Raw genomic sequence first — 11,401 nt, 5'->3', positions numbered from 1 at the left:
TCGCTCTGTGAGCGCGTCCTCGCAGATCAGCGCCAAGGGATGGGCCACGTGATTAAAAGTGCCGGCACGCTCGGCGGCGGCAACCACTTCATCGAGTTCGCGCGCTCGCGAGCGACCGGGCGTTACTGGCTCGTCGTCCACAGCGGCTCGCGGTACCTCGGCAAGTCGGTCGCGGAGTTCTGGCAGAGGCGAGCCAGCGACTACCGCTCCGCGGACCGAATCCGCGAGGTCATCCCTGACTCGGACTACGAGTTCCTGAAGTTCGACCCCGAGGCCGTCGGCGATCGCGAACTCTACACCTGGGTCACCGGCGGGATGGGCGAGTCACACCTCCGGAAGGAAGCGATCCGGGAGGCCTTCGATGGGAGCGAGATCGAACGGGTTTTTGACCGCCTCTCACGGCCGAAGGCCGACGCCGAGACGCGGAGCGACGACCTCGATTACCTCGAAGGACGGGAGGCACACGGCTACCATGTGGATATGCTGTTCGCCCAGCAGTACGCCCGCTGGAACCGAACGCTGATCGGCGAAGCGATCTGCTCGGCGCTCGGGATTGAGCCGGCCGATTCGTTCCAGTCGATCCACAACTACATCGACTTCCGGGACCTGACCGTCCGAAAGGGCGCGACGCCGGCGCGGGAAGGCCAGCGGATCGTCGTCCCGTTGAACATGGCCGAGGGATCGATTCTCGCCCGTGGCCGGGGCAACCACGCCTACAACCGGAGCGCCCCCCACGGCGCCGGTCGGACGATGAGCCGCGGAGAGGCCTTCGAGACGGTCGAGATGGCGGAATTTGAGGCCGCGATGGCGGGCGTCTACTCAGAGTCCGTCGTCGACGGCGTCCGCGACGAGGCACCGATGGCGTACAAACCCGTCGACGCCATCGCCGACGCGCTCGAACCGACCGCGTCGATCACGGACCGGCTCGACCCCGTCCACAACATCAAAAGCGTCGACTGAACGGAAACCGGGGGCGGTCAGCCGAAGTACGTCGCGAGGCGCTCGGCAGCGTCGGCCGCCCGTGGCGTCACCACGGCGAAGCGGAACCACGATGCTCGCGACTCGCCGAAGGCGTCCCCCGGCATGCCAGCGACGCCAGCCTCGTCGATCAACTGTTCGGCGTTCTCGAGCGTCCCCGGGTAGCCCTCGAAGCGCGCCATGACGTAGAAGCCGCCCTGCGGGCGGGTGTACTCCGCGCCCGCGCCGTCGAGGGCGTCGCAGAACGTCTCGATCCGGTCGTCGAGGCGATCGCGATTGTGCTTGTAGTACGACTCCGGCGTCTCCTCGAAGGCGTCGAGCACCGCGCGCTGGGCCGGCCGCGATCCGGCGACGTTGACGAGCATGTGTCGCGTCCGGACCGCATCGACCAGCCGCTCGGGGAAGATTCCGTAGCCGACCCGAAAGCCCGTAATCGCCATCGACTTCGAGAAGGCGTTCGTGACGACGACGCCCTCCGAGTCGACGGCGAGGGCCGTTCCGAAGGCACCGTCGTCGTAGACGAAGCGCTCGTACACCTCATCGGAGAGCAACAGCGCGTCGTGGTCCTCGGCGACGGCGGTGAGGTCGCGTTTCACCGTCTCGCCGTAGACGGCGCCCGTCGGATTGTTCGGCGAGTTGATAACGATCGCGGCGGTGTCCTTACCCGCCGCTCGGCGGACCGCCGCGGGATCGAGCGTCCCGTCCGGCGCAACCGGCACGAAACGGGGGGTCCCGCCGAGCATCCGGGTCCGCTTGTGGTAGTACGGGTACACCGGATCGGCCATGATGATCTCCCGGCCGTCGCAGTCTTCGAGTGCGGTCGCCATCGCCAGATAGTTGGCCTCGCCCGTGCCGTTGGTGACGACGACGCGCTCTGTGTCGACGCCGTGTCGATCGGCGATCGCCGCCCGAAGATCGAACAGTCCCTCACTTGGCGGGTACTGAAACGTTTCGACCGCCCCCTCGGCGTACCGCTGCAGCCCGCTCCGAATCGCCTCGGGCGGCTCCCAGTCGGGGTTGCCCGAGACCATATCGACGACGTCGCGGCCGGCGTCGGCCGCGTACTCCATCAAGTGGAAGAAGGGTGGCCGTTCGTAGCCGTCCATACGTTGAGTCCGGCGGGGTCCCACGTCGGTCTGTCGCTTTTATCTTGCCACTTAGAACGTGTACGCGAGCATGACCTCGTCGACGTAGCCGTCGTCGATCGTGTAGTGGTCTTTTCTAATGCCCTCTGTCTCCCAGCCCCGGCTTTCCAAGAAGTCGAGCGCCTCGTCGTTCGTGGTCGGGACGCTGTTGTACACCTTCCGGTAGCCGTTGGCCTTCGCCCACTCCAGTGCGCGGTTGACGAGCCGGCTTCCGATACCGTGCTGCCGGAACTCTCCTTTGACGCCGACCGTCAGTTGGGCAGTGCTCTTGAGCTTGTCTAGTTGTGGCAGATCGAGGTGGGACCACCCGACGACGTCGCCCTCGACTGTCGCGACAAAAAAGACGCGCGATTCAGCGGTGTTGTGGCGGTTGACGGCGTCCTCGTAGAGGAGCTGCTCGGCGATCGACTCGGCGACGATGTAGGTGTCCTCGGCGGTCACATCCCGGATCGTGTCGATGAGGCCCTCGAAATCTGACTGTCCCGCCGGACGAACGACGTACTCAACCCCATCGGTCGAGTACGCTTCGACGGAGCCAACTTCTAGGGCGATCTGTAACGTTCCGCCGTCGTCCTCGAGGTACCCGCGATCCTTCAGCTCCTCGAGTGCGTCCTGGAACTTCTCGGGCGGCAACGAGGTCACCGTTCGCACCCGGTGGCGAGCCGCCGTTCCGTGTCGCTCGACGTAGCGGTAGATCTCCTCGCCGGCCTCGGTTTCGAACGTGGGCCGCTCGGACGTCTCCATGTGGACTCCCACGCCCACAGGCCTCTTATAGGTTGGCGCGTGTTGACACGGGTCTCGAACGGACGATCGGCTCCCCGTCGCTAGTATATAAGTGGTGGCGCTCACTGACGACAACGGCGGATAGTCGGGACCGTAGAACTCATGAATCGCCGTTGTCCGATCCGCTGAAACGATTAGTTCGAGCGACCGTCGGTGCAGTTCACCGCCAGATCGCAGGCTGTATCAACCCACTCGTGGTCCGGAAACGGGGCCGGCCGCACGCTGTACGTGTAGCGATAGGGACGTTCGTCCGCGTCCAGCGTGAGATCGTACGCGTAGATAATGCCATCTTCGACTCCGAGCTGAAGCGTTCCGTCGATCGGTGGGGGTGTTTGTGAATCCGGACGCGTTCCGGTCACTCGATACGTGATAACCGGGACGCCGTGGTGAGTCGTTTTATTGGTTGCCTCCCAGGTGTACGAATCGAGCAGCATCGTATGCCGACCGATGTTCGTGGGAGCGATCGTCCCGTAGTGGGGGTCATATCGATAGTACGCGTCGGTCGCGTTGTCGTAGACGAACTTTGGATCCGAGGCGAACTGCTCGCGTTGGTGCTCGGGAATACCGTCAACAGGCTGGAAAAACACGTACGTTGCCCCGTTGTGATAGACACTGACGCCGTGCCAGCGGTCCGCGATGATCTCCCCCGTCGAGGAGTTGATGTAGTAGTCACCTTCGACAAGTCGCCGCTCGGAGGGGGCCGTATAGAGAATCGCGTACGAGTCCCAGTACTCTCGGGGCGTATGTGAAACGTTGGCACCGGTAGTGCCGAGCGTCGAGAAGTTGATGCGGTCAGACGCTGCTCCGGGCGGGTAGGCCCCATCGGAGCCAAGAGGTCCGTGCGGGACAGACAACGCAGCAAAAAGAGCGAGGAGGACGGCAACTAACACCACGAACGTCAGCAACCCAGCGGCAAGGTAGCGCCGATCCATACAGCGTTCAACCGTTACTGTCCGGATGTATCTGTTTGAAGCTCAAAGAAACGTTTGTGTCATGATCGGGTGCGCTTCGCGCACCGCTCCTCGAAAAACGTCGATTAAAAAGACCGTGACTCGCTTGGTTCGCCACGGTGAACCCGCCTGCGGCGCGGTACGTTCAGTCGTCGGCTGTGGCCCGCTCGCTTCCGGTTCCGTTCGACAACGGTGTCCGCTCTACGACCGTTCCGTCGTAGGTTGGATACTGCTCGACGATCTCTCCCTTCGGGACATCGCCGTCCTCGACCATCTCCTCTAGAAGCCACCACGCCAACTCGACGTGCTCGGACTTGACGGCGTAGAACTCCTCTGGCACGCCGAGTTCGCGGAGCCGGGCTTCGCTCGTCCAGGCTTTCCCGTAGACGAGGGTGCCATCGTCGGTGGTCTCATCGAACTCTCGGCCGACGGTCTTGGCCATCCGTTTAAGACGCGAGCGGTGCTGGGCGGCGTCCTTGAATACGCTCGTACAGAAGTACACCTTCTCGTGATCGCCCATCTCCGCAAGAATGTCGTGAGAGCCCTCTACGGCGCTCATGTGGTCTTCTTTCAGTTCGAAGCCGGCCTCCTGCATCCGGCGATAGTTGCCGTCGGACATCTCGAACTCGTTGATGTTGCAGAAGTCGGCGGCCCCCTCGTCGAGGAACTCCAAGAACTCGGGTTCGGCGCGGATACCGGGAATCTCGAAGGCGGGGGTGAGCCCCTCTTCGCGGGCAACGTGAAGGATTTCTTCCCACTCGGTGCCGTGCAACTCGCCCCACTGCTCGAGGGGGGGATGAAACCGGATCTCGTCGAGGCCGGCCTCCGAGAGTCGCCGCATGTTCTCGCGGCCGCCCGTGATGCCGGTGTAGAGGTGGGTGTGGTGATCCTCGCCGAACTCCTCTTTCAGGAGGCGCAGGTACCGACAGGTCCGCTCCATCGCCTCTTGGGGCTCGCCGCCGGTGATCGAGGTGCCCAGGGCCTCCATCCGCTTTGCCTCCTCGATGACGTCCGCGTCGCTCTCGACGGGCCGCTCGTTGGCGTACACTTGCGTGACGTTCTTTCGGTTCTCGCCGAGCGGGCAGTAAAAGCAGTCGCGCTGATCGCAGTAGCCGTAGACGAAGAGCACCATCTTTCCCCCCTTGGCGCACTGCTCGCAGCCCTTCGAGATCATTTGTTGTCTGTAATTAACTGCCGAGGCTGAAAAGTCGTGCGTTCCGCCGATCCGGGCGTCGGGCCGGTGGGCAGGGCGTATTCCACGCTTCATCTCCTCCTCAGAGCTCCTCGAAAAACGCCTCGACGAACTCGCCGGTATCCCCGACGATTGACGCCCAGGCGTCGTTGTCGGGTGCGATCCCGACGAGGCGAGCGATCCGCATGATCGAGACGTGATACACCCGCTGGACGCCGGGATCCTCCTGCCAGATCACGAAGTTGCAGGGAAAGAGCGCGCCCTGCTTGCGTGTCTCCTCGAGCGCCCGGTCGGCGACCGCGGGGTTGCACGCGCCCAGCACGTAGTAGGGGTCTCGATCACCCTCGGACTGCGTCGGACTGCTTGAGGCGCTTTGTGCCTCTCTGTCGAGCTTTTCGTTCAGCAACTCCGAGGGCGAGAACTCGACGGGGACGCCGAACCCGGCCGCCTCGGCCGTTTCGCGGACGTGCTCGATCGCCGCTTCGTGCTCCATCTCTAGAGTGGCTTCTCTTTCACCGATGTCCTCGGGGCCGATCTCCGCTGGGTCGAACGCGAGCGTCATACGCGTTCATGGCCTCCGAAGCGCAAAAACAGTCGGGTCGCGCCTGCCGCATCGGGCCAGGGCCCACGTCGAATGGTGTCGGATCACGGCCCGCGTTTGATCCGCTTGGATTGGGCCTACATTGGACGCCATTGGATCGGAGCGCAGACCCGACGGCGTCGAGCCGGGACCTCGATTACACGTTGTCGGGCTTTTCGGCGTCGTCCTCGACGGCGCGTTTCATCGACTCTCGGCGCGATTTCGCGTCACGGCCGGTACACTCGAGGAGGAAGTCGTTTTTCGCGTTATTGGCGTCGCCCGCGGCGTCGACATCACCGGTCTCCATCAGCGACTCGAGGTCGCGCTCCTCGAAGTGGACGGCGAGTTTGTCCTTCTTACCGGAGTACGACACCGTGCCCGCAACGATCCGGGTGAAAACCGGGTTGTCCGGGTCGCCGACGACGTACAGATCGCTGCCTTTGAACTCCTCCGTGTCGGTTATCGGCCCGAAGTACTCCTCAACCGTCGCCTCCAGGTCGGGGACACGCTCCTCTAGATACTCCCCGCGTCGCATCTTGTACTCTTCCATACCCAGGGTATCGGAATCCGAAGGTTTACTGGTTTCGTTCGGCCTCCAGCCACGCGCCACACTCCGGACAGGGGTCGCCGGCTCGATACCCCGAGTCGGCTCCGACCTGGAACGAGCAGTCGGGACAGACGATCTCCCCCTCCGGCACCGTGATTCCCGACAGCGACTCCTCACCGGGGGCCAGCGGGGCCTCCCCCACGTCGTCGCCGCCGGCATCGCTCGCCTCGGCGTTCCCCCCGGTACCGCCGGGCCACTCGCCGGGCTCTCGGTCCCCCGGGTCCGCGTCCTCGTCGCCGTCGTCGGTGAGAATCTCGGCGTCCTCCTCGGCCGGATCCGGGGGGCCTTCGGAGCCGGCGCTCTCGTCTCCCCCCGCGTTCGGATCGAGCGCAGTCGACGATCCCGTCGGTCCATCGGTCTCGAGGCCCTCTGACTCGGCGGCCCCAGGGGGTGTCGCGTCGAGTCCCGTCCCGTCCGGATCCGTCTCCATGCCCGCCGCGTCAGTGTCGCTGCGTTCGATCGCACCCGTGATCCCAGTGTCAGGATCTGCGGGACTGTCCGAATCGTTCGTGCCCGCATCCGTGTTTGCCGCCGCGCTCGACGCACCGGAATCCGGCGCCGACCCGGCCTCGAGGCCGACGTCAGAGGCGTCGACGACGGCCGCGACCTCTGTGCTCTCGGAGACGACACGCTCCGTGCCGCAGCGACGACAGCGTTCGATTTCCCGTTCGGTGGTGACCACCTCGCTGCCCTGCTCTTCGCGCTCGCGCTCTACCCCGGCGTCCTCGAAGGCGTGACCGAGGAGCGAACATTGGAGTCCCATTACCGACACGTGGCCGTGACGGAGGTATAAAACTTGAGTCCCGGCCGCACGAGCCCGTGCCCCTAGAGGTCCTCGTAGCTCATGCCTATCGACTCCAAGAACGAGCCAACGAGGCCGTGGGCGACCAGCCCGGCACCGACGGCGAGTGCGGCTGCGCCGACGGCGGCCCGACGGTTCTGTCGTCCGACGATGACGAGGCCCAGACAGGCGAGCCCGACCCCGGCGAGGCCGGTATCGCCGAGCGTCGCCCGCAGTTCGTTAGTATCCATACCCGGGGGTTCCGACGGCGGCGAATAAAACCGGACGGTTTGGGCCGGAAACTTGATGCGCGAGCGGGAGTCTTTTGATCCGCGGTCACCCACCGGGTGATATGACCGGCCCGGAGATCCCGGACTCACACCCCAGATACGAGTCGCTCCTGACGCGACACCGCATCGAGGCGGGTGTCGACCGCGGCCTCACGTCCCGACAGGGCCTCATCGCACAGGGTCGTGGCGAGGCGTTCGACTACCTGCTCGGCGAGGAGACGATCCCGAGCGCAGACAACGCCGAGCGCGCAGCGGCCGCCCACCTGCTCCGTGCTGACCACGCTGTCCTCTCGGTCAACGGCAACGTCGCGGCGCTCGTGCCGGACGAAATCGTCACGCTGGCGACGGCGACCGGGGCCGACATCGAGGTTAACCTGTTCAACCGGACCGACGAGCGAATCGAACGGATCATCGCCCACCTCGAAGAACACGGTGCCGAGGACGTCAAAGGGGCGACGGCTGACGGACGGATCCCCGGCCTCGATCACGAGCGCGCGAAGGTCGATGCGGACGGAATCGGGGCGGCAGATGTCGTGTTAGTGCCCTTGGAGGACGGCGACCGCGCCGAGGCACTCGCCGCGATGGGAACGACAGAAGTGGTCGTCGATCTCAACCCGATGTCTCGCTCGGCGCAGTCGGCGGCTGTCCCGATAATCGACAACCTGATCCGGGCAGTGCCGAACATGACCGAACACGCGAGAGAACTGGCCGGCGCCGATGAGGCGACGCTGTCGTCGATCGTTGACGGCTTCGATCGCGAGGCGACGCTCGCGGCCGCCGAGGAACGGATCAGGGATCTGTGATCGCTCTCGCGACATCGGCCCTACCCCGTCTTACGCCCGTCTGACATAGTGTTTTGTGGGTTGGGGAAGTACAGTCGGTATGGCTAGCCTCACGGAGGTCTACAGGGGAGGCGGCGGGGCCGGCCTCCGGCGGCTGTACGCCGGTGTCGCGCTATTCGGGGTCGGGGCGGTGCTCGTCACCGCCGGCCTCGTCGTCGCGTCAACCGATCTGGGCGCGTACTTCGGGCTCGATCAGTTCGGGGCGCGCGAATTGGCCGGCGTGTTGGGCGGTCTCGGGCTTCCGGCGGTCCTCTTCGGAACGATGGTCGCGCTCCCGCGGGCGTCGCGGCGACTCCAAGCGACCGCCGCCATCGGCGCACTCGTCTGTTTCGCCGGCGTCGGGATGTTCACCCGCTGGTACCCGGTCGATTGGGTCGGCGGCTCCGGGGACACGACGATGACGCTCGCCGTCTCGGCGACGTACTTTATAGGCGCGATCGTCACGAGCTGGTGTCTGTTCAGCGCCGTCGCCAACTTCAAAGCGCGCAACGACCCTGGCGGCACAGTGTCGCTGGAGATCACCAAGGAGGGTGAAACGCGTGTCGTCGAGGTCTCGAACGACGAACTCCGGGGAAAACTCGGTGGGATCGGGATGCTCGGCGCGACGCCCGACGGCGACGCCGAAACCCAGACGAACCGCTCCGCCCCGAACGGGGGGTCGACCGCGTCCCGAACCGGTGCCGGTGTTGAACGGAAATCGGGCACTACGGTAGCGAACTCGACTGACGGCGGCACCGACAGCGCGTCCCCGATTCGCGAGCCAGACTTTTCCGACGATGCTGAACTCCTCGACGACGGGGACGGCTCGGCCGCACCGATCAGCGATCGGTACTGCGGCAACTGCGCGTACTTCCGGTACGTCCGAACTGAGGAGGGATTGGTGCCGTACTGCGGGCTCCACAGCGAGACGATGGAAGACATGGACGCCTGCGAGGAGTGGTCGCCGAACACCAATTAAGCCGCGCCTCGGGGGCGTTACGCCGTAAGAACCGATTTCATCCGCTCGTAGTGGCTGCCGAGCCAGAACAACTGTTCGCACGAGCGACAGCGCCAGCAGTCGACCTCCTGTGTGTCGGGGGCGTACTCAGGCGTGTCCGCCCTCGCCGGGACCGGCTCGAGCCGGCCGTTGCATCGCCCACAGTACGCGGGTTCGTCATCCGGCACGAGTTCGACGCCGGCCGCCCGGAGTTCGGCGAGTTGGGCCTGAGGGTCCCGTTCGGTCAGCAACACCGCTCCCTCGACCCGATCGGCCAACTCGACATCCCGGGTGAGCAGTCGACGGCCTTCCGCCTCGGCGAGGGCGGCGATGCGATCGTCGGCTTCGAGCCCCCGATCGAGGGCGTAGGCGGTGTCGTACCCACAGACGCGGAGGTAGACGGCGAGTTTGCCGAGCATGACGTCGAGCAGCAGCCGATCCGTTTCCGGGCGGATCTCCTTGTCGTCGTCGGGCGTTTCGGTGTCGTCCGGAGTTTCCGGCCCGTCCGGAGCCGAGCCTCTCTCGCCCGTCATCCGAGGAACTCGCGGACGCCGGCCGCGTCACGGCAGTTCAATACGTCCGCCGGCTCCGCCCACCCGCGACGGGCCGTGTGGACGCCGAAGCGGACGTTCGCGTACGCGGCGGTCCTGTGGGCGTCGGTATTGATTGCGATCGTCGCGCCGGCCTCGATGGCGGCCTTGACGTAGCTCGAGCGCAGATCGAGCCGTCTCGGATCGGCGTTGATCTCGAGGGCGGTCTCGGTATCGGCGGCCGCCGTCGCGAGGCGCTCGATGTCGACGTCGTGACCGGGGCGCTGGTTCAACAGTCGGCCGGTCGGGTGGCCGAGGATATCGACCTCGGGGTGCTCGGTCGCGGCCACGAGCCGGTCAGTTCCGTCGTCGTCCAGCCCGCTGTGCGGCGAGGCGACCACACAATCTAGTGCCGCGAGGACGTCCTCGCCGACGCTGATCGAGCCGTCCGCGCCGATGTTCGCCTCGACGCCTGCAAGGACATCGATATCCGTCTCCTCGTCGATTGCCCGGATCGCGTCGGCGTGATCGAGCAAGTCCTCGTCGCCAAGTCCAACGCCGCCGACCATTCCGGGCCCGGTCGCGTGGTCCGCGACTGCGAGGTACTCGTGGCCGAACTCGGCCGCTGCCGCGGCCATCCCCTCGATCGTCGCCGTCCCGTCGGAGGCGGTCGTGTGGAGGTGGAGGTCGCCGCGCACGTCGGCCGTTTCGACGAGATTCGGGAGCTCGCCGTCGGCCGCGGCCCCGATCTCGCCGCGGTTCTCGCGCAGTTCCGGGGGAACGAAGTCGATCCCGACGGCGTCGTAGACGCCGATCTCGGTTTCGCCCGCGACTCGTTCGCCGACGCGCTGGCCAGCGTCGGGATCGTCGACCTCGGAGACGTCAAAAACGCCGTACTCGTTGAGCTTCAGACTCTGTTCGATCGCGCGGTTCCTGAGCGCAACGTTGTGCTCTTTGCTCCCAGTAAAGTACTGCAGCGCCGCGCCGAACTCTCCGGGGACGACGACCCGGAGGTCGACGCGTTCGCCGTCGGCGCGGATAGAGGCCTTGTTACTCCCGGCCTCGATAACCGACTCCGCCCTCTCCCAGTCGGTGAACGCGCTGACGACGGCCGCACCGTCCTCGCTCGCCGCCAGGACGTCGACATCACCGATCGTTGGCCGCCACCGCCGGATCGACCCAGCCGTCTCGACGGCGCTGACCGCGTCGAGGTCTCCGACGAACTCGACGAGGCGGTCGGCGACGGGGCGAGCGTCGCCGAGTAGGCTTCGGGCTCTGGCCTCCCTGGCAAAGGGGATCCGTTCGAGGATGTTCGCCTCGGTCTTCTCGCCGAACCCACTCACGGTCCGGATCTCGCCGGTCTCGGCGGCCGCCTCGAGATCGTCGAGCGTCTCGATCCCGAGCGCCTCGTGCAGCGCGCCGACGGTCTTCGGCCCGACCCCCTCGACGGCGGTGAGCGCGTCCATCTCGACGGGCATCTCCTCGCGGAGTTCCTCGAGTTCCTCGATCGTCCCCGTCTCGAGGTACTCGGCCGTCTTCGCGGCGATCGCCTCGCCGACGTCGTCGATTTCGGCGATGGCGTCCTCGCCCCCGGTTTCGTTGAGGCGCTCGATCGCGACCGTGTGCCCCCGGATGCTCTCGGCCGCCCGGCGGTAGACGTTCGGTTTGAACTCGACATCGCGCGCTTCGAGGTGATCGGCCATCTCCTCCAGCAGCGTAGCGACAGCGTCGTTCTCGCTCATACCTC

Annotated in this window: 13 protein-coding genes; 3 read left to right on the top strand and 10 right to left on the bottom strand. The window is 65.7% G+C overall.

Translation table 11 applies throughout. The features are described from left to right. Positions 1-960, top strand: a 960-nt coding sequence (locus ACI944_RS01200) for an RtcB family protein (protein WP_411717240.1), incomplete at its 5' end; no start/stop codon positions are given. A gap of 17 nt (positions 961-977) precedes the next feature. On the opposite strand, the gene ACI944_RS01195 is transcribed toward ACI944_RS01200, so the two are convergent. From ACI944_RS01195 to ACI944_RS01160, 8 genes are all read right to left on the bottom strand, one after another. After that, positions 978-2,084, bottom strand: coding sequence for a pyridoxal phosphate-dependent aminotransferase (locus ACI944_RS01195; RefSeq protein ID WP_411717239.1), 1,107 nt, complete (start codon positions 2,082-2,084; stop codon positions 978-980). Between the two features lie 51 nt (positions 2,085-2,135). Next, complete coding sequence (locus tag ACI944_RS01190) at positions 2,136-2,867, bottom strand: N-acetyltransferase family protein (protein ID WP_411717238.1); 732 nt, start codon at positions 2,865-2,867, stop codon at positions 2,136-2,138. A 173-nt stretch (positions 2,868-3,040) separates the two neighbouring features. Next, the gene (locus tag ACI944_RS01185) at positions 3,041-3,838 is read right to left on the bottom strand and encodes a hypothetical protein (RefSeq protein WP_411717237.1); all 798 of its coding nucleotides are present in this window, start codon (positions 3,836-3,838) and stop codon (positions 3,041-3,043) included. A gap of 163 nt (positions 3,839-4,001) precedes the next feature. After that, on the bottom strand, positions 4,002-5,030 hold the full coding sequence (locus ACI944_RS01180; RefSeq protein WP_411717236.1) for a radical SAM protein: 1,029 nt from the start codon (positions 5,028-5,030) through the stop codon (positions 4,002-4,004). Between the two features lie 100 nt (positions 5,031-5,130). After that, complete coding sequence (locus ACI944_RS01175; RefSeq protein ID WP_411717235.1) at positions 5,131-5,610, bottom strand: DUF302 domain-containing protein; 480 nt, start codon at positions 5,608-5,610, stop codon at positions 5,131-5,133. Between the two features lie 175 nt (positions 5,611-5,785). Beyond that, entirely contained in the window at positions 5,786-6,178 is a 393-nt protein-coding gene (locus tag ACI944_RS01170) for a DUF5611 family protein (RefSeq protein ID WP_411717234.1), read from the bottom strand. A gap of 25 nt (positions 6,179-6,203) precedes the next feature. Further along, on the bottom strand, positions 6,204-6,998 hold the full coding sequence (locus ACI944_RS01165) for a hypothetical protein (protein WP_411717233.1): 795 nt from the start codon (positions 6,996-6,998) through the stop codon (positions 6,204-6,206). Between the two features lie 62 nt (positions 6,999-7,060). Then, the gene (locus ACI944_RS01160) at positions 7,061-7,267 is read right to left on the bottom strand and encodes a hypothetical protein (protein ID WP_411717232.1); all 207 of its coding nucleotides are present in this window, start codon (positions 7,265-7,267) and stop codon (positions 7,061-7,063) included. A 101-nt stretch (positions 7,268-7,368) separates the two neighbouring features. Here ACI944_RS01160 and ACI944_RS01155 point away from each other — a divergent pair, with 101 nt between their 5' ends. Both ACI944_RS01155 and ACI944_RS01150 read left to right on the top strand, forming a co-directional pair. Beyond that, positions 7,369-8,109, top strand: coding sequence for a 4-phosphopantoate--beta-alanine ligase (locus tag ACI944_RS01155; protein WP_411717231.1), 741 nt, complete (start codon positions 7,369-7,371; stop codon positions 8,107-8,109). 79 nt (positions 8,110-8,188) lie between these two features. Beyond that, complete coding sequence (locus tag ACI944_RS01150) at positions 8,189-9,106, top strand: ribonuclease BN (protein ID WP_411717230.1); 918 nt, start codon at positions 8,189-8,191, stop codon at positions 9,104-9,106. Positions 9,107-9,123: 17 nt separating this feature from the next. On the opposite strand, the gene ACI944_RS01145 is transcribed toward ACI944_RS01150, so the two are convergent. Both ACI944_RS01145 and ACI944_RS01140 read right to left on the bottom strand, forming a co-directional pair. After that, a complete protein-coding gene (locus tag ACI944_RS01145) occupies positions 9,124-9,657 on the bottom strand; it encodes a Mut7-C RNAse domain-containing protein (RefSeq protein ID WP_411717229.1) in 534 nt (177 codons plus the stop codon). After that, positions 9,654-11,396 (bottom strand): helix-hairpin-helix domain-containing protein, encoded by a 1,743-nt coding sequence (locus ACI944_RS01140; protein WP_411717228.1) that lies wholly within the window; start codon positions 11,394-11,396, stop codon positions 9,654-9,656. Before ACI944_RS01140 ends, ACI944_RS01145 begins: the two co-directional genes overlap by 4 nt. Positions 11,397-11,401 lie beyond the last annotated feature (5 nt).

This window comes from Natronomonas sp. (assembly GCF_046710025.1).
GTDB lineage: Archaea > Halobacteriota > Halobacteria > Halobacteriales > Haloarculaceae > Natronomonas.
This window is presented reverse-complemented; position numbering and strand designations above follow the sequence as displayed.